Source organism: Clostridium frigoris, from assembly GCF_018861865.1.
Classification (GTDB): Bacteria; Bacillota; Clostridia; order Clostridiales; family Clostridiaceae; genus Clostridium_AD; species Clostridium_AD frigoris.
Genome location: NZ_JAHLDV010000006.1, coordinates 119913 through 138905 on the forward strand (window position 1 = coordinate 119913; position 18993 = coordinate 138905).

The 18993-nt window shown below is 32.4% G+C and carries 15 protein-coding genes, 1 other RNA gene and 1 riboswitch; of the genes, 2 read left to right on the forward strand and 14 right to left on the reverse strand.

The genetic code is table 11. The features are described from left to right. The first annotated feature begins 202 nt into the window (after window positions 1-202). Together KPL37_RS19675 and KPL37_RS04990 are read left to right on the forward strand one after the other, a co-directional pair. Entirely contained in the window at window positions 203-655 is a 453-nt protein-coding gene (locus KPL37_RS19675; RefSeq protein ID WP_246578122.1) for an HTH domain-containing protein, read from the forward strand. Beyond that, a complete protein-coding gene (locus KPL37_RS04990) occupies window positions 652-1536 on the forward strand; it encodes an IS3 family transposase (protein ID WP_246578123.1) in 885 nt (294 codons plus the stop codon). Before KPL37_RS19675 ends, KPL37_RS04990 begins: the two co-directional genes overlap by 4 nt. 111 nt (window positions 1537-1647) lie before the next feature. Here KPL37_RS04990 and purD read toward each other — a convergent pair whose 3' ends face one another. From purD to rpoD, 14 genes are all read right to left on the reverse strand, one after another. Beyond that, window positions 1648-2892, reverse strand: coding sequence for a phosphoribosylamine--glycine ligase (gene purD / locus KPL37_RS04995; RefSeq protein ID WP_216146311.1), 1245 nt, complete (start codon window positions 2890-2892; stop codon window positions 1648-1650). Between the two features lie 204 nt (window positions 2893-3096). Beyond that, window positions 3097-4599 carry a bifunctional phosphoribosylaminoimidazolecarboxamide formyltransferase/IMP cyclohydrolase gene (gene purH / locus KPL37_RS05000; protein WP_216146312.1) on the reverse strand — a complete coding sequence of 501 codons (1503 nt, stop codon included), beginning with the start codon at window positions 4597-4599 and terminating at the stop codon, window positions 3097-3099. 14 nt (window positions 4600-4613) lie between these two features. Beyond that, entirely contained in the window at window positions 4614-5222 is a 609-nt protein-coding gene (purN, locus tag KPL37_RS05005; RefSeq protein ID WP_216146313.1) for a phosphoribosylglycinamide formyltransferase, read from the reverse strand. Continuing rightward, window positions 5210-6208: a phosphoribosylformylglycinamidine cyclo-ligase gene (gene purM / locus KPL37_RS05010; protein ID WP_216146314.1), complete on the reverse strand. Its 999-nt coding sequence runs from the start codon at window positions 6206-6208 to the stop codon at window positions 5210-5212. Before purM ends, purN begins: the two co-directional genes overlap by 13 nt. A 9-nt stretch (window positions 6209-6217) precedes the next feature. Beyond that, window positions 6218-7651, reverse strand: a complete 1434-nt coding sequence (gene purF, locus KPL37_RS05015; protein WP_246578124.1) for an amidophosphoribosyltransferase — start codon at window positions 7649-7651, stop codon at window positions 6218-6220. A gap of 74 nt (window positions 7652-7725) precedes the next feature. Continuing rightward, window positions 7726-8430, reverse strand: coding sequence for a phosphoribosylaminoimidazolesuccinocarboxamide synthase (gene purC / locus KPL37_RS05020; RefSeq protein ID WP_216146315.1), 705 nt, complete (start codon window positions 8428-8430; stop codon window positions 7726-7728). A gap of 38 nt (window positions 8431-8468) precedes the next feature. After that, window positions 8469-8948, reverse strand: coding sequence for a 5-(carboxyamino)imidazole ribonucleotide mutase (purE, locus tag KPL37_RS05025; protein ID WP_216146316.1), 480 nt, complete (start codon window positions 8946-8948; stop codon window positions 8469-8471). Window positions 8949-9078: 130 nt separating this feature from the next. Continuing rightward, a riboswitch (purine riboswitch) is annotated at window positions 9079-9178 on the reverse strand. 135 nt (window positions 9179-9313) lie between these two features. After that, window positions 9314-13123 carry a phosphoribosylformylglycinamidine synthase gene (locus KPL37_RS05030; RefSeq protein WP_216146317.1) on the reverse strand — a complete coding sequence of 1270 codons (3810 nt, stop codon included), beginning with the start codon at window positions 13121-13123 and terminating at the stop codon, window positions 9314-9316. 232 nt (window positions 13124-13355) lie between these two features. Next, complete coding sequence (locus tag KPL37_RS05035; RefSeq protein WP_216146318.1) at window positions 13356-14699, reverse strand: alanine/glycine:cation symporter family protein; 1344 nt, start codon at window positions 14697-14699, stop codon at window positions 13356-13358. Between the two features lie 266 nt (window positions 14700-14965). Next, window positions 14966-15353, reverse strand: an RNA gene (rnpB, locus tag KPL37_RS05040) — RNase P RNA component class A. A gap of 39 nt (window positions 15354-15392) precedes the next feature. After that, window positions 15393-16193 (reverse strand): Nif3-like dinuclear metal center hexameric protein, encoded by an 801-nt coding sequence (locus KPL37_RS05045; RefSeq protein ID WP_216146319.1) that lies wholly within the window; start codon window positions 16191-16193, stop codon window positions 15393-15395. Further along, complete coding sequence (locus KPL37_RS05050; protein ID WP_216146320.1) at window positions 16184-16873, reverse strand: tRNA (adenine(22)-N(1))-methyltransferase; 690 nt, start codon at window positions 16871-16873, stop codon at window positions 16184-16186. Before KPL37_RS05050 ends, KPL37_RS05045 begins: the two co-directional genes overlap by 10 nt. An 11-nt stretch (window positions 16874-16884) precedes the next feature. Next, entirely contained in the window at window positions 16885-17772 is an 888-nt protein-coding gene (locus tag KPL37_RS05055) for a PH domain-containing protein (RefSeq protein ID WP_216146321.1), read from the reverse strand. A gap of 121 nt (window positions 17773-17893) precedes the next feature. After that, complete coding sequence (rpoD, locus tag KPL37_RS05060; RefSeq protein WP_216146343.1) at window positions 17894-18991, reverse strand: RNA polymerase sigma factor RpoD; 1098 nt, start codon at window positions 18989-18991, stop codon at window positions 17894-17896. Window positions 18992-18993: the final 2 nt, after the last annotated feature.

An 18993-nucleotide genomic window follows, 5' to 3' on the forward strand; every position in this document is an offset into this window, starting at 1 on the left:
AGTTGTTTTTGGGTATTTGGATTTATAAGTGTCCTTGGTTTTAACTTTAAAATTTCTAATAAAAGAGGCAGATGATTATTAAAATGGACCCTATAAGGTAGACAGTTAAAAAAAGAGGCATTCTTGTCTCAATAAATTAACTGACTCTATATTATAGGGTCTTTTTTGTTATACTTAATACATCAAGTTAGGGAGTGTTGCTATGTCGAAAAGTTATTTTACTGAAGAACAACAGAGCGAACTTCGGCAGAATGCATACGTTCAGAAGGTAAGCGCAAAATCAATTACTTATACAAAAAAATTTAAAGAAGAATTCGAGGAAGAATATCGTGGTGGAAAACTTCCGGTGCAAATTTTAGAGGATATGGGTTTTGATCATCTTCTACTTGGAAGGAGACGAAGAGACAGTATTGTAACCCGAATGAAACGTTGTGAGTTACGGCCGGAAGGCTTTGAAGATACAAGGAAGAATAACTCTGGGCGTCCTGTCACAAAGCAACTCACTGATACTGAAAAAATTAAACGATTAGAGCAGAAAATCTTATATTTAAATCAAGAAAATGAGTTCCTAAAAAAAAATACTCAAATGGACCGGGAGGCAAACTGGGAATACAAGCGAAGGCACCCATCAAATACAAACTCATTGAAAAAATGATTGAATGGGATAACAACCTCTTAAACATCAGTTTGCTCTGCCATACAGCTGAAGTATCACGTTCAGGATATTACCGCTGGCAAAACAATATAGATACAAGAAATGAGAATCAAGAACAAGACAAAAGAGATTTTGAACTGATTCTAGAAGCGTATAAGTTTCGTGGTTATGATAAGGGTTCACGGGGAATACATATGCGCCTTCTGAATCAAGGAATTAGAATGAACCGCAAGAAAATACAGCGCCTTATGAACAAATACAGGCTAATATGTCCAATACGCAAAGCAAATCCATATCGACGTATGGCAAAAGCCATGAAAACTAACAATGTTTCTGAAAACCTGGTGAATGGAGAGTTCCAAGAGCATGGTCCTGGTATGATACTACTCACTGATATAACATACCTTTTCTATAATCATGGCTCTAAGGCATATCTTTCAGTCATTAAGGATGCTTGTACTAAACAGGTAATGGCGTATGTTGTTAGCGAATCATTAGCAGTAGATTTTGTGCTTGAAACAGTAAATATACTTATACAAAATCATGGAATTTCATTAAGCGAAGAAACGATCCTACATTCCGATCAGGGATGTCATTATACCAGCATATCTTTTCGACAGCTTTTAAAAGATAAGAAACTACGCCAATCTATGTCTAGACGAGGTAACTGTTGGGACAATGCTCCACAGGAATCATTTTTTGGCCATATGAAGGATGAAATACATCTTGAAAGATGCTATAACATCTTGGATTTAAAGCTTGTGGTTGATGATTATATGGATTATTACAACAATGACCGCTATCAATGGGGACTAGCAAAATTATCACCAAATCAATATGCCACTTACTTAAAAAGTGGTGAATATCCTATAAAAATATAGAAAAATACCCTCATATCATGTTTATGACAGGAGGGTATTCTATTTAAGCCTCTTTTTTTAAAATGTCCTTGACAAAGGGTCTACTTTATATTTCATCCGCCTCTTTTATTTCTATTTTCCAATATCTTTTCTATAATACATCCCATCAAACTGAACTTTTTTCATATCAGAGTAAGCTATTTCCCTTGCTTTTTCTAGTGTTCCACCAAACCCTGTTATTCCTAGAACTCTTCCACCGTTTGTCTTTAAAAGACCATTATCACCAGTTGCACCTGCTAAAAACAATTTACCTTCTAATTCTCCATCTTCACATATTTCATATCCTGTATTATATTTTCCAGGATAACCTTTTGATGCAGCAATTAGGCAACAAGAATATCCATCATTCCACTGCAAGTTAAAATTTTTAAGTTCTCCATCTATTGCGCTCATTATAAGTTTCGTAAAATCACTCTTCATAAGTGGAAGCACCGCTTGTGTTTCAGGGTCTCCAAATCTTACATTATATTCAAGCAAATATACACCTTTTTTAGTTATCATTATGCCGAAAAATATTATACCCCTATAATCCATTTTTTCTTCTTGAATTCCTTTAAGAGTTGGCAATAATATATTTTTGTGAAATTCATCTAATACTTCTTTAGTACAGTATGGATTCGGTGCTATAGCTCCCATTCCTCCTGTATTAGGTCCTACTCCCCCATCAAATATCTGTTTATGATCTTTTGAAGATACAAATGGGAGTATAATTTTCCCGTCTGTTATAGAGAGTATAGATGCCTCAACACCTTCCAAAAATTCTTCTATTATAATTTTCTTCCCACTGCCTTTAAATATATCCACTACCATAAAGTCATTTATACTACTTTTAGCCTCAGAAAAATTACTGCAAATAACTACCCCTTTACCTGCAGCTAGTCCATCAGCCTTAATTACTATAGGATATTCACAATTTTTAAGATAATCTATAGCTTTAGTCTCATCTTCAAATACCTCATATGCGGCTGTTTTTATTCCGTATTTTTTCATAAATTCTTTTGAATAGGATTTACTTCCTTCAAGTCTTGCAGCTTTCGCGCTTGGTCCTAATATTTTAAGTCCCTTTTCATTAAACTTATCTACTATTCCTTGAACAAGCCACTCCTCTGATCCAACAATTGTAATATCTATCTTGTGTTCAATAGCAAATGCCAAAAGCTCATCCATTTGCGTAATATTAATATTCTCACACTTATTTTCTCTATATGTACCGCCATTACCAGGTGCACAATAAACCGTCTGAACATGGTCATTTTCTGCGACCTTGGATGCTAAAGCATGTTCACGTCCACCAGAACCAATAATTAATACCTTCATTATTCCATCTCCTTTATCTCTATAAACTAAATCATCTCCTGCGGAGCTGCAAATTAACGACTTCAGAAGGAGATTTATACTCCAACTGTAATTTTATTTCCACTAAGGTAATTAACTCCCACTTATATAAGTGAGAGTTAATTACCTTCTGAAATGTCGTTAAAATTGATGGAATAACTAAGTTATCCCATCATGAAATTATTATTAGTGCTTAAAATGTCTAATTCCCGTAAATACCATAGCAATATCATTTTTATCACACATCTCTATTGATTGTACATCTTTAATTGAACCACCTGGTTGAATTATTGCTTTTATATTATATTTTGCAGCAAGTTCTACAACGTCTCCAAATGGGAAGAATGCATCTGATGCCATAACAGTTGCATCTACTCCTCTTTCTAAGGCATGCTCTGCCGCCCATATTCTATTAACTTGGCCTACCCCGATTCCTTTAGTGACACCATCTTTAACTACTACAATGGCATTAGATTTAACATATTTAACTACTTTCATAGCAAATATTAAATCTTTTACTTCTTCCTGGGTCGGACTCTTTTTAGTAACTACTTTTATTTCATCTACTAATTTATTATCTGCACTTTGTACTAATAAGCCGCCATCGACATTAACCATATTCATAGTGCCTTCTGATTTATGTAAACACTTAACAACTCTTAAATTTTTCTTACCTTTTAATACTTCTAATGCATCATCATCAAATTCTGGTGCAATAATCACCTCTAAAAATATCTTTTTAAGCTCAAGAGCAGTTTCTTTATCAACTTTTCTATTAAACGCAACAATACCACCAAATATAGACATTGGATCACATTCATACGCCTTTTTATAAGTATCAAGTGTACTATCACCTATGGCCACACCACATGGCGTGTTATGCTTTAGAGCGCAGCAAGCAATTTCATCGAAATCACATACTACTTTCCATGCAATATCCATGTCTTTTATATTATTATAAGATAATTCCTTGCCATTTAACTGTTCAAAATTTTTCATTGCTCCATTTCCAGTTGTTTTAACATAATAAGCTGCACTTTGATGAGGATTCTCTCCATATCTTAAATCCATTTGTTTTTTATATGATACAGAAAAATAGTCTGGGTAAGACTGCTCGCCTAGTAAAAACTCACTAATAGCTGCATCATAAGCTGATACTAAATTAAACACTTTACCTGCTAGGTGTTTTCTAGTCTCAAAATCTACTTCTTCTTTAGCATCCATTTTCTTTATTATGTTTTCATAATCTGTTGCATCACTAAGTACAATAACATCTTTAAAGTTTTTAGCTGCTGCTCTTAGCATTGTTGGTCCACCAATATCAATGAATTCAACTTTCTCCTCAAAACTTATATCTTCGCTCACTTTATCAAAGAAAGGATAAAGATTAACTACTACCATATCAATAGGTTTTATTCCTTTAGCTTTAATAGTTGCCATATGCTCTTTATTATCACGTACTGCAAGTATTCCACTATGAATAACTGGATGTAATGTTTTAACTCTTCCATCTAATATTTCTTCAAATCCTGTAACATCAGAAATCTCTACAACTTTTATGCCATTTTCTTTTAAATACTTAAACGTTCCACCTGTAGATATAATCTCTACTCCATTGTTTTGAAGTGATGTTGCAAGATCTAAAATATTTGCTTTATCAAACACACTTATAAGTGCTGTTTTAATCATTAAAATTCCACCTTTCATATACCTAGTACTTTTCTTCCTTCAATCCTTATTTTTCCCTCACTTATATATTTAATAGCTTCAGGTAGTGCCTTATGTTCCTCTTCTAAAACTCTTAGTTGTAACTCTTTAGCTGTATCTTCACTGAAAACAGGTACAACATTTTGAATTATTATTGGTCCTGAGTCTGTTCCCTCATCTACAAAATGGACAGTGCACCCTGAAACTTTAACTCCATATTCTATAGCCTTCTCATGTACTTTTAATCCATACATACCACCACCACAAAATGATGGGATAAGAGCTGGATGTATATTTATGATTTTACCCTTAAATACTGAGAGAAGTTCCCCTTGAAGTATAGATAAAAAACCAGCCAACACTATTAAATCTACCTTTTTATCTAAAATTTTTAATATTTCATCTGACATATTTTCCTTATACTGCTTTCTATCTAATATGTACGTTTTTATATTTTTAGCTTTTGCCCTATCTATACCGTATGCATCTTTTTTATCACTAATTACTACTTCTATAGAACAGTTTAAGTCTCCACTTTCTATATTATCTATAATGGATTGAAGATTGCTTCCGCCACCTGAGACCAATACGGCTATTTTAAGCAAACTCCTGCACCTCCAGCCTCAACGTGACCAATTTTATATGCTTTGTCACCTAAATCACTAATTGTCTTTATAATTTTCATAACATCTTTATCTTCAACACATAATACATATCCTATTCCCATATTATATGTGTTAAACATGTGCTCCTCAGTCACTCCAAGAGACATTAGATGTTTACAGATGTCTGGGGTATTAAAGCTGTTTTTATCAACTACTGCGGTAAACGCTCCATTAAACATTCTTGGAATATTTTCATAAAAACCGCCACCAGTTATATGAGCCATTCCTTTTATATCAAATTTATCTAAAAGACTTAATATAGTTTTTACATATATTTTTGTTGGAGTTAAAAGAGCATTTCCAATCTTATCTCCATTAAAATCTTCATCTAAATTTGTTATTAACTTTCTAACTAAGGAATACCCATTACTATGAAGACCTGAGGACTCAATTCCTACAAGTGAATGTCCGCCTTTAATAGCAGAACCATCAATAATTTTATGTTTATCAACTATTCCTACAGTAAATCCTGCCATATCATATTCTCCATCGCGATAAAAGCCTGGCATTTCAGCAGTTTCGCCGCCTATTAATGCACAATTAGATTGAATACATCCATTTGACACACCTTTTACAAGCTGAGCCGATACTTTAGAATCTAATTTACCACAAGCGATATAATCTAAAAAGAAAAGAGGTTTTGCACCATGACAAAGGACATCATTAACACACATAGCAACGCAGTCAATACCTACAGTGTCATATTTTTTCATTCTAAATGCTATATCAAGTTTTGTTCCAACTCCATCAGTACCAGAAACTAAAATAGGATTTTTATAACCCTCTCCTATTTCGAACATACCAGCAAAACTTCCTAAATGATTTAAAACACCCTTTGTAAATGTTTCTGCTGCATATTGTTGTATTAACTTTACTGATTTATATCCTTCTTCAATATTAACACCTGCATCTTTATAAGTTATCATAAATATCCCCTACTTTCCTAATTTTTCTTTCTCAGTTTCATATGGAGCTGATACTGGATATGTACCATTAAAACAACCTAAGCAAAATTCATTATGACCAAGTGTTTTAAGAAGTCCATCTATGCTTAAATATCCGAGACTATCTGCACCTATCTCTTGTCTTATTTCCTCAACACTAATATTTGAACCTATTAAATCTTTTCTATAAGGCGTATCTATTCCAAAATAACATGGATATTTTACTACTGGTGAACAAACCCTAAAATGAACCTCTGTAGCCCCAGCTTTCTTTAAAATGTCAACTAATCTTTTACTTGTAGTTCCACGAACTATTGAATCATCTATTAAAATAACTCTTTTACCTTCTACATTAATTTTTAGTGCATTTAGTTTTACCGAAACTGCCTTTTCCCGAATTTCTTGAGTTGGACTTATAAAAGTTCTTCCTACATATCTATTTTTTATAAGGCCTATTCCAAAAGGTATCCCAGAGATTTTAGAATAACCTATTGCTGATGCTAGTCCTGAATCTGGAACTCCTATAACCATATCCGCATCCACTGGAGACTCTTTAAATAGCTGTTCTCCAGCCGCAACTCTTGAAGTATATACATTTATTCCATCAATGGTACTGTCTGGTCTTGCAAAATATATATATTCGAAAGAACATGTTGAATTTTTGGTTTTTTCTGCAAAATTAATAGACGTAAGTCCGGTTTCATCTATCATTACTATTTCACCAGGTTTTACATCTCTTAAAAATTCTGCACCAACTGCATCAAGTGCACAACTTTCTGATGCTATAACATAACTATTTCCTATTTTACCTAGGCAAAGAGGTCTAATACCATTTTGATCCCTAACGCCTATTAACTTATCTTTTGTAAGCATTACTATTCCATAAGAACCTTTAACAGCTTGTATTGCATCAACTACTGCTTTTTCAACACCTTTTTTTGCGCCTCTAGCAATTAGATTAAGTATTACTTCTGAATCTATTGATGTTTGAAACATGTATCCACAATCCTCAAGTAACTCACGGATGACTTCTGCATTCACTAAATTACCATTATGAGCTATTGCTATGTCACCTAGTTTAGATTTACTTAAAAGAGGCTGTGCATTTTTCACTTCACTAGATCCTGTAGTTGAATATCTAACGTGCCCAATAGCCGCATGGCCCTTCATTTTACTAATCATTTGTTTATTAAAAACATCACATACAAGGCCCATAGCCTTTTCACAAGTAAGAGTAACTCCATCAGAATATACTATTCCAGCACTTTCTTCTCCCCTGTGTTGCAAAGCATAAAGTCCATAATAAGTGAGTGTAGCAACATCTAAATCTTTGTCCGTCGCAAAAATTCCAAAAACACCACACTCATCTTTAAACTTATCTTGATCATTAATAGTGACTTCATTTGGTACTATAAATTCACTCAAAGAAATTCCTCCCTATATGTTAGTTTCTATTCTTTTTTGTTCACTGCTTTTGTGTCTACATTACAACTTGTTTTTTATTTAGTAATTCTACTTAATATTTCTTCATAAGCCTGGGTAACATTTCCTAAATCTCTTCTAAATCTATCTTTATCTAGTTTCTCTCCAGTTTTAACATCCCATAATCTACAAGTATCTGGTGATATCTCATCTGCCAAAATTACTTCGCCTTTAAATCTTCCAAATTCTAATTTAAAATCTATTAAATTAATATCTTGTTTTAGGAAAGCCTCTTTTAATATATCATTTACTTCAAAAGCCATTTTATATATTTCTCCTAATTCTTCAAAAGTAGTAAGTCCCATAGCTACAGCATGATAATCATTTATAAGAGGATCACCTAAATCATCATTTTTATAACTTAATTCAATTACAGTTATTTTAAGCTTACTTCCTTCTTCTATACCATATCGTTTTGCCATGCTACCAGCTGCCACATTTCTTATAATTACTTCTAAAGGCACTATTTCAACCTTTTTGCATAATTGTTCTCTATCATTTATTTTCTTAATAAAATGAGTTTTTATACCTTTTTTCTCTAGTAACTCATATAACGTAGTAGTTATACTATTATTTAAAATTCCTTTTTTCTCAATTTGACCCTTTTTAGCACCGTTTCCAGCTGTCGCATCATCCTTAAAATATACTCTTATTTCATCTTTATTATCTGTACTAAACATTTTTTTAGCTTTTCCCTCATATAATAACACTGAATCTCCCATTTATAACACTCCTTAGTATATTAATTTTTATTTTATCTTTAAAATTCTATTTGCTCTTCATTTTCTGATATAAATTTTTCTTTCATTTCTGTTCTATATGTAATTAGCTTATCTTTAAGTTCCATGTATTTAAGAGATAAAACTTGAACTGAAAGCATACCAGCATTATAACTGTTATTGATGCCCACAGTAGCTACAGGAATAGCTTTTGGCATCTGAACAATTGAAAGTAATGAATCCATACCCCCAAGGGCTGCCTTAATTGGAACTCCAATCACTGGAAGAATGGTCTGTGATGCAATTACTCCTGGAAGATGCGCGGCAAGGCCTGCTCCAGCTATAATACATTCTACCCCACTATCTTCCATTTCCCTTATTACCTGGGTTAATCTTTCTGGCACTCTGTGAGCTGAGAGAATGTGTACTTCATAATCCACTCCAAATTCCTTAAGCGCCATTGCAGCATTTTTCATTATATCTTTATCTGATTTGCTTCCAAATATAATTCCTACCTTCATAAATGTTTACCTCCGATTATAATAAAACTTTTTACTTTATTATTTTTAAGTAAAAAAAATTACACCATTAAAAAAGTTATTTTAATGGTGTAATCCTGAATTAGGAGTCTATTTCATTCCCCTTTATAATGTCAATTCAAGATTCACCAATAGTGAGAAGTTAACGGCCTCTCGTAGAAACATCTAAGCCATATCCTTAGAAATATATCGATGAACTAATATTTGTTTTTTCCCTAATTTATGTTTTAATGTTACCATCTATTTTTAAATAAGTCAATGCATTAATCTTGATAATATTATTATTGTTCGTGTTTATATTGATATAAACACAAATAACTACATTTTGTCGATTTATCGTTCGTATTTTATTTAAAGTAGTTTACTCCAGCATCAAATATCTTTTGATCCTTATTTCCAATAACATTCACTAAAGTGTTAACTCCAACTCTTTCCGAATGACCCATCTTACCAAAGATTCTTCCATCCAAACTTGTAATTCCCTCTATAGCATGTTTTGAACCATTAGGATTAAAGTTTATATCATAACTTGCAGCACCATCAAAGTCTACATATTGAGTGGCTACTTGCCCATTTACAAATAATTTTTTAATCACATCATCATTTGCTACAAATCTGCCCTCGCCATGTGAGACTGGAATAGAATGCACATCCCCAACTTTTACATTACTAAGCCAAGGAGACAAGTTTGAAATTATTTTAGTTTGTACAACACAAGATACATGTCTTCCAATTTCGTTGTACGTTAATGTTGGGCTGTCTGGTGTTATATCGGTTATTTTTCCATAAGGGAGAAGTCCAAGTTTTATTAACGCCTGAAATCCGTTGCAAATTCCAAGCATCAATCCATCTCTTTGCTCTAATAATTCACTAATACTTTCACTTATTATAGGATTTCTAAAAAATGTAGCTATAAATTTACCAGAGCCATCTGGTTCATCACCAGCACTAAATCCACCTGGTAGCATAACAATTTGAGATTTTTTTATCTTTTGTGCTATAGCTTTTATAGATTCCTCAATATGTTTTGCTGAGAGATTGTTTATTACCATAATTTCTACTTCAGCACCAGCTTTCTCAAAAGCCCTCATAGAATCATATTCACAATTAGTTCCTGGGAACACTGGAATTATAACTTTAGGTTTTGCTATTTTAATAGCCGGAACTAATTTTAATTTAGAATTTTCAATACTTATATAATTTTGCTCAATTTTATTATCTACTTTTGTGCTATTTACTTTTGTACTATTTACCTTTGTATTAAATACACTTTCTAAAGGTTCTTCCCAATTACTTAAAGCTTCTTCTAAACTAATAGTTTCCCCTAAGACTTTAATAACTGGTTCAACCGTTGTATGCCCAAGTATTTGAATATTTGAACTTTCCTTTGTTAGGACATCAAGCACATCATTATCAACTTCCATAACTATGCTGCCATAGTTTTCTTTAAATATATCCTCTACATTAACATCATTTGCAAACGTAAATCCTATATTATTACCAAAACTCATTTTTGATATAACCTCTGTAAGTCCACCCATTCCAACTGCATAACTAGACATTACTTTACCACTACTAATTAATTTTTTTACTAATTTATAATTTGTACGAAGTTTTTCAAAATCAGGTAATCCATCTTCACCTATAGTTGCATAAATTAAAACAACCTGACTATTTCCTTTTTTAAATTCTGGGGATATAACCTTATCTGTATTTATAACATCTACAGCAAATGATACCAAAGTCGGTGGTACATTCATTTCATTAAAGGTACCTGACATACTATCTTTTCCACCAATTGCAGCTATACTAAATTCTTTTTGAACATGAAGTGCTCCTAAAAGAGCTGAAAATGGCTTACCCCATTTATAAGGTTCTTTTGCTAATTTTTGAAAGTATTCCTGGAATGTTAACTTAATATTCTCGAAATCACCACCACTTGCAACTACCTTTGTTACAGAATCAATTACTGCATAAGCAGCTCCATGGAATGGACTCCAATTTGCTAATTTAGGATTATATCCATAAGCCATTATTGTACCTGTGTTAGTATCTCCGCTTAGTACAGGTAATTTTGCTATCATAGATTGAATTGGTGTTTTTTGATATTTCCCACCGAAAGGCATAAGTACTGTTCCTGCACCTATAGTGCTATCAAATCTCTCTGATAATCCCTTTTTACTGCAAACATTTAAGTCTGATAATGTAGAGTTCCATAAAGATTTTATTGATTTAGCTTCACTTAAACTTTTTGATGCATTCTTTGTAAAGTAGTATTCATCCTCTTTAGGTGTTGCTATTTTTACATCTGCATGTTGCTTAACTCCATTGGTATCAAGGAAACTTCTACTTACATCAACTATAGTTTTACCCTTCCATACCATTTTAAGTCTATTATCGTTAGTAATTAAAGCCACTTCTACAGCCTCTAAATTTTCTTCTTCTGATAGTTTTATAAATACACTAGCGTCTTCTTTCCTAACTACAACAGCCATCCGTTCTTGAGATTCTGATATAGCAAGCTCTGTACCATCTAGCCCTTCATATTTCTTAGTGACTTTATCCAAATTTATTATAAGTGCATCTGCAAGTTCTCCTATAGCTACCGATACTCCACCTGCACCAAAATCATTACATCTTTTTATAAGTTTAGTAACCTTTGGGTTTCTAAATAGCCTTTGAATTTTTCTTTCTGTAGGCGCATTACCCTTTTGAACTTCTGCTCCTGAATCTAGTAGTGAGCTTTCGCTATGTTGCTTAGATGACCCTGTAGCACCACCACATCCATCACGTCCTGTTTTACCACCTAAAAGTATAACTACGTCAGACGCAACAGGTTCCTCGCGCACTACGTTGCTATAAGGCGCTGCTCCAATAACTGCTCCTACTTCCATTCTTTTAGCTACAAATCCTTCATCATATACCTCAGAAACAAGTCCTGTAGCAAGCCCTATTTGATTTCCATATGAACTAAATCCATGAGCAGCCTCAAGAGTAATTTTTCTTTGAGGTAATTTTCCTTTTATAGTATCTGAAATTTTTGCTCTTGGATCACCACTTCCTGTAACACGCATTGCCTGATACACATAACTTCTACCGGATAATGGATCTCTTATTGATCCACCTAGGCAAGTTGCTGCGCCACCAAAAGGTTCTATTTCTGTAGGATGATTATGAGTTTCATTTTTAAACATTACAAGCCATTTTTCTTTTTTATTATCAATATTTGCATCAACAACTATACTACAAGCGTTGATTTCGTCTGAAACATCAAGATCCTGTAATTTTCCTTGTTTTCTTAAATCCTTCATACCAATAACAGCCATATCCATTAATGTTACGTCTCTAGTAGTAGCGCCGTATACAAAATCTCTAGTATCTAAATATTCTTTATAAGCCATCTTAATTGGTTTAGAATATTTTCCTTCTTCAATGCACACATCTTCAATTACAGTATTAAAAGTTGTATGCCTACAATGATCTGACCAATATGTATCAATGACTTTTATCTCTGTTATAGTTGGATTTCTCTTCTCAGTTTCTCTAAAATAATCACTACAATATTTCAAATCCTCAAAACTCATAGCAAGTCCATTACTTTTTAAAAAATCTGTTAACTGACCATCATTCATATTAATAAATGATTCTACTATTTTAACCTGCTCTGGTTCATTAAAACTCTGCTGTAAATCCATAGGTTTTTCTAAGCTTGCTTCTCTAGAATCTACAGCATTTATGCAGTATTCTTTAATCTTATCTAATTCACTGATGCTAACATTTCCTTTTAATAATATAAGTCTTGCTGTTTTAACTATATGTTTATCCTCTTGTGTTAAAATTTGAATGCACTGAGCAGCCGAATCTGCTCTCTGATCATATTGACCTGGCAAAAATTCAATAGCGAATATTGTATTATAATCCTTCATCTCTAATTCTTCATCATAAACATCATCAACTGTAGGCTCTGAAAAGACAGTATTTTTTGACAATTGATATTGATCTTGTGTTATTCCTGTAACATCATATCTACTGACTAACCTAAGTCCATCAAGGCTTTCTATACCTAGATTTTTTTTTATATCCCTTAGTATTTTCCCACCTTCAATATCATAGTTCGTTTTTTTCTCAACATATAACCTATATATCTTATTTTTCATGATTAATACCTCCAAAAATTAAATTTATACGAATATTAAACATTATTTATCTTTTATAATTCGTTATAATAAGATTATAATATACTTCATCCAATTATAAAAGGTCATTTTGGAATAAAATTTTTTTATATTGATAATATTTCATTTTTTAAGTTGATAATACAAAAATACAAAATGGAGGATAGCCTTCATTAAGCTATCCCCCATTTATTATGAATTTATACTATGTTATCTAATTTTTCTCTTCAAAATCATCTTCATAATTTTTTAAGCTCTTTTTAACTAAAGCTCCAAGTCCTAATAATGCAAGTAAATTTGGTATAACCATTAATCCATTAAAAGTATCTGCAAGTTCCCATACTAATTCAACTTTTAGAGATGCTCCTAACACTATAAATACTAAGACTAACCACCTATATGTAGTTAACGCTTTTTTACCAAATAAGTATTTAACATTAGCTTCTCCAAAGAAATACCAAGCTACTATGGTAGAAAAAGCAAAGAAGAATAATGCTATAGCTACAAATGGTCCTCCAAAACTTCCCATTCCACTGGTAAACGCCTTTTGAGTTAAATCTATACCAGTAGTTTTTCCATCTAATGCACCTGTAGTTAATATAACAAGTGCAGTTAATGTTAAAATTACAAATGTATCAATAAATACACAAACTATAGCTACCAATCCTTGTTCAGCTGGATGGTTAACTTTTGCAAGTGCATGTGCATGTGGTGTCGATCCCATTCCAGCTTCATTAGAGAATAACCCTCTTGCAATGCCGTACCTCATAGCTTCTTTTACTCCTACTCCAATTAACCCACCTGTAGCAGCCTTAGGGTTAAATGCCCCTACAAATATCATTTTAAAGGCTTGTCCTACATTAGTAAAATTCATTATAATGATTGCTAAACTACCTATTATATAAAATAAAGCCATAACTGGAACTACCTTTTCAGTGAAGGATGCAATACGACCTACCCCTCCAATAAAAATCATGCCTGCTAGTGCTGCAACTATAACACCAACCATTATACGAATATTAGTATTTGAACTTATTGCTGCACTTATTGAATTAGATTGTACCATGTTACCTATAAATCCCAAGGCAATTATTATAGTTACTGAAAAAAATGCAGCCAACTTTTTACTTTTAAGCCCTTTACTAATGTAGTATGCTGGGCCTCCTGTCATCTCACCATTAACTTTCTGTTTAAATTTTTGACCTAGCACTGCTTCCGCAAAAATAGTTGCCATGCCAAAGAAAGCACTTAACCACATCCAGAATATAGCCCCTGGTCCTCCTGATGCAATAGCAGTTGCTGCTCCTGCTAAATTTCCTGTTCCTACTTGAGCCGCTATTGAGGTTGTCATTGCCTGAAAAGATGACATTCCATCCTTCCCTGCTTTATGCCCAAATTTAACACCTCCAAAAGTTTTTTTCATGGCTTGTTTAAATTTTCTAACTTGTACAAATTTTAAAGTTATAGTAAAATAAATTCCAGTACCACATAACAGAAATATTAATATGTATCCCCACAAAATATCGTTGATACTTTTAACAATTGATAATAAGTCCATAAATACACTCTCCTTCTAGTTGTTAAAACCCATTTTGCATTAAAAGAAATCATATGCATAGAAATAATTCTAAATAAATTATTACTCCAAATTTCTTTTAGGTGACTATACCATATTTTTCATTTTTATTCAATTTATTTATTTTATACTAATAAAGTTATCTCTTACTTTTTAGTTATTAACATATTTATATAATTAATTTTATAATTTGTATTTTTCTATAAAATAAAAAAAACTCACCCTAAGGTGAGTACTTTTCTATATTTAGTGCGACTAAGTCTATAAGCCGAGTCCTGTATTAGACAATCATCTATCTAGGCTCATTGTTACCAACAAGCTCAAGCGATACACCCGAGAACGAGACGGGCCGCCCCAAAATGTTCTCCTATTCGATCTTGCTCCAAGTGGGGTTTACATAGCCGCAAAGTCGCCAGTGCGCTGGTGAGCTCTTACCTCGCCTTTCCATCCTTGCTAGTATATTCTAAAATTTTAGTAAACTAAAGCTTTAGAATACCTTTAGCGGTATCTCTCTGTTGCACTTTCCTTAAAGTCGCCTTCACTGGGGGTTACCCAGCACCCTGCCCTGTGGAGCTCGGACTTTCCTCTTCTAATGTATTGCAAGCAATACTTAGCAGCGATTGTCTGGCTTACTCGCAAAACAATAGTATCATATTATTAAAACAAAAGCAATCACTATTTAAATTTATATGGATCAGAAGTGCACTTAGAAAGTATAACCTCATTATCATAACCATCTTCTATTAATCGCTTTTTAAATTTTTTCACAAATACTTTAAACGGTATCCACTCCGTTTCAAAATGACCTGCATCTATTAGAGCAATATTTTGTTCTAATAAATCACAAGCACCATGGTATTTCGTATCTCCTGTTATAATACAGTCTGCACCAAGCTTTACACTTCTCGAAAAGAAATCTTCTCCACTGCCATTTATAATAGCTATAGTATTTACTAAAGCATCATCATTACCTACAACTCTTATAAATTCTGCTTTAAGTGTACTTTTAACATTTTCACATAACGCCGCAAATCGCATAGGCTTATCTAAAATTACTAATCTACCAATACCTGCATCCTTTGTATCTGATGTATCTATTATTTTATATTTGCTAAATCCTAAGATTTCAGTAACAATATCATTCAAGCCACCTTTAACGGAATCAAGATTTGTATGACTAGAATATATATTTATATCATTTTTAATCAGCTCAATAACCTTTTTTCCGAGTATTGTGCCCGTAGTAATTGTTTTAGGTTTAACAAAAAGAAGAGGATGGTGCGTCAATATAAAATTGCACCCTTTATTTTTCGCCTCAGCTATTACATCCATTGTACAATCTAATGCGATTAAAATTTTTGTAACCAAGCCTTCGCTATCTCCAACCATAAGTCCTACATTATCATAACTCTCTTTTAAAATAGAGGGTGCATATTCTTCCATAATATTTTCTACATCTTTTACTTTTAAAAGCATTCCAAAAACTCCTTAAGTTTGCATATTACGTAATAAAGTTGTTCTTTCCTATTTTTCGCTAAAATGGTATCCTCATTTAAAGCATCGTATACTTTTGAATATTTATGTAATTTGTATTCTATAAACTCTTTCATAACTAAGTGTTTTTTATCTAATAGTATTTTACTTATTTCATAATATATATCATCTAACACTTTAGGTAAATTATTATATCTAACCTTTATTATTTCATAGAACTTACCATCATCATAACAAATCTCTTCATCAAGAATATCATATCCAGTTTTATATAAATACTCTCTAAGTACTTCAGCATTTTGAACTGGTTGAAGTACCATGTATTTTAATTTTTTAACAATATCCAAATCTGTTTCTAATATATCTCTTATTAAATTTCCACCCATTCCTGCAATAATAGCTACCTGAACTTCGCTTTCTTTAACAGTAGATAGCCCACTTCCTAGTCTACAAGTAATTTGATTACAAACATTATTACGGGCAATATTATTTTCGGCCTTAAGGACTGGCCCTTTATTTATATCAGATGCAATAGCTTTTTTTGTTATACCCTTTTGCACCAAATAAATAGGAACATATCCATGATCCGTACCAACATCAATAACACTATCACATTTTTGAATCATACTAACAATACATTTTAATCTTATACTAAGCTCCATAATTCTCATCCTTATCTAAAGTTAATTAATATTTTAAACTGCATAACTAAAAATATAAGCGCCACAACTAGTGACAAATAAATATATTTATATGCGGATTTCCTATCATATTTTGCACAAAAATAACTTGCATAATACATACAAAAAAGCAAAGCCATATTTAATACTCCATAAAGCATTTGAGTAAATGCAAATTGTTTACCTGTTCCCATTTTTATTGGCTGAAATTTCGCATCAAAATTTAATGGCATAATACCAGGTATCGCATTTTTTAAATGCAATATAAGTGGATTTAAAGTTAATACTAATATTATGATACTAACTATCATTAATGGCACAATAAAATATTTGTCTTTATGAAGATTATAACTATTATTCACTTTATACTTCCACTGCGCAACATGTATATCGTGATATATTAACTTTTCCTCAAATTTTTTATAGTTAAGTGGTGAAACTGCATAATTCATATGTTTAGTTTTTATATAAAAAACATTTTTATTATCAGTAACAAACATTCTAGACATTCCTATTTTATCAATCACAAATCTACCCATTACAAAACCGCTAGCCGCTATCCCATTAAGCTTTACGCCTTTTATTTTACCAGTTGACATAGAATATCCTTCAATTTCATTTAGTGGTATAATTACCTTTTTTAACGACCAAATAGCATAAATTTTAAGATTTCCCTCATCAATAGAGCATTTAAGTGAGGCGAACAGTAATATATAATATGCTTGATATATATTACAAGAGACTAATAAAAGTTTTAATAGATTAGCTACAATGTATGAGTTAGTGTATTTAAGCAATATTAAAATTAATATATTATATAACGCAGTCGTCAGTAGCATAAGCACTAACCCGTATCCTCTTTTTGATTCATAACTATCCATTTAATCACCTTCTAAAATGTATTATATCATATATAAATCTACCTTGTAAACGCATTTACATATTTTTACACCGTCAATAAAAAAACACCTTGAAAAGGCGTTTTTTTGTGTTTAAGATGTTCTAATCTAAATAATCTTTTAATTTTTTACTTCTACTTGGATGTCTTAATTTACGTAGAGCTTTAGCTTCAATTTGTCTTATTCTTTCCCTAGTTACATTAAACTCTTTTCCAACTTCTTCGAGTGTTCTTGCACGTCCATCATCTAAACCAAATCTCAATCTTAAAACTTTTTCTTCTCTAGGAGTCAATGTGTCTAAAACACTTATTAATTGTTCTTTTAGCATTGTAAATGCAGCTGCTTCTGCTGGTGCTAATGCATCATCATCTGGAATAAAATCACCTAAATGACTATCTTCTTCTTCACCAATAGGTGTCTCAAGAGACACTGGTTCTTGTGCAATTTTCATGATTTCACGAACTTTTCCAACTGGCATTTCCATTTTTTCAGCAACTTCATCCGGTTGAGGTTCGCGTCCAAGTTCCTGTAACAATTGCCTTGAAACTCTAATAAGCTTATTTATAGTTTCAACCATATGAACTGGTATCCTTATAGTTCTTGCTTGATCGGCTATTGCTCTAGTAATTGCCTGCCTAATCCACCATGTAGCATAAGTACTAAATTTAAAGCCTTTTCTATAATCATATTTTTCTACAGCTTTTATTAGTCCTAAATTACCTTCTTGAATAAGATCTAGGAACAACATACCACGTCCAACATATCTCTTAGCTATACTTACTACCAATCTTAAATTAGCTTCCGCAAGTTTTTTCTTAGCAGCAAGATCTCCTTCTTCGTTTCTTTTGGCAAGATCAATTTCCTCAGCCGAAGATAATAATGCTACCTTTCCGATTTCTTTTAAATACATTCGAACTGGGTCATCTATAGATATGCCTTCTGGTATACTAACATCAAGTTCCTCAGTTTCGGGTTCTGTTTCTGCTTGAGCACCTGTAGCAGGTGCAGCTTTTTGATGCATATCCCCAACAACCTCAATCTCCATTGATTCTAAAACTTCATAAACTTTCTCTATTTGTTCTGGCGACAACTCTATTTCATAAAGTTCATCCATTACTTCTTTATAAGTTAAGGACCCTTTTTTCTTGCCTTTTTCAATAAGTTTTTTAACAATAGTCATTTTTGAGCTTTTATCCTTCATCA

What these genes read in the sequence shown, in the direction of transcription:
- KPL37_RS19675 (WP_246578122.1), top strand. Translation starts at nt 203, where the DNA reads ATGTCGAAAAGTTATTTTACTGAAGAACAACAGAGCGAACTTCGGCAG.
- KPL37_RS04990 (WP_246578123.1), top strand. Translation starts at nt 652, where the DNA reads ATGATTGAATGGGATAACAACCTCTTAAACATCAGTTTGCTCTGCCAT.
- purD (WP_216146311.1), bottom strand. Translation starts at nt 2,892, where the DNA reads ATGAAGGTATTAATTATTGGTTCTGGTGGACGTGAACATGCTTTAGCA.
- purH (WP_216146312.1), bottom strand. Translation starts at nt 4,599, where the DNA reads ATGATTAAAACAGCACTTATAAGTGTGTTTGATAAAGCAAATATTTTA.
- purM (WP_216146314.1), bottom strand. Translation starts at nt 6,208, where the DNA reads ATGATAACTTATAAAGATGCAGGTGTTAATATTGAAGAAGGATATAAA.
- purC (WP_216146315.1), bottom strand. Translation starts at nt 8,430, where the DNA reads ATGGGAGATTCAGTGTTATTATATGAGGGAAAAGCTAAAAAAATGTTT.
- purE (WP_216146316.1), bottom strand. Translation starts at nt 8,948, where the DNA reads ATGAAGGTAGGAATTATATTTGGAAGCAAATCAGATAAAGATATAATG.
- KPL37_RS05030 (WP_216146317.1), bottom strand. Translation starts at nt 13,123, where the DNA reads ATGAAAAATAAGATATATAGGTTATATGTTGAGAAAAAAACGAACTAT.
- KPL37_RS05035 (WP_216146318.1), bottom strand. Translation starts at nt 14,699, where the DNA reads ATGGACTTATTATCAATTGTTAAAAGTATCAACGATATTTTGTGGGGA.
- KPL37_RS05045 (WP_216146319.1), bottom strand. Translation starts at nt 16,193, where the DNA reads ATGCTTTTAAAAGTAAAAGATGTAGAAAATATTATGGAAGAATATGCA.
- KPL37_RS05050 (WP_216146320.1), bottom strand. Translation starts at nt 16,873, where the DNA reads ATGGAGCTTAGTATAAGATTAAAATGTATTGTTAGTATGATTCAAAAA.
- KPL37_RS05055 (WP_216146321.1), bottom strand. Translation starts at nt 17,772, where the DNA reads ATGGATAGTTATGAATCAAAAAGAGGATACGGGTTAGTGCTTATGCTA.
- rpoD (WP_216146343.1), bottom strand. Translation starts at nt 18,991, where the DNA reads ATGAAGGATAAAAGCTCAAAAATGACTATTGTTAAAAAACTTATTGAA.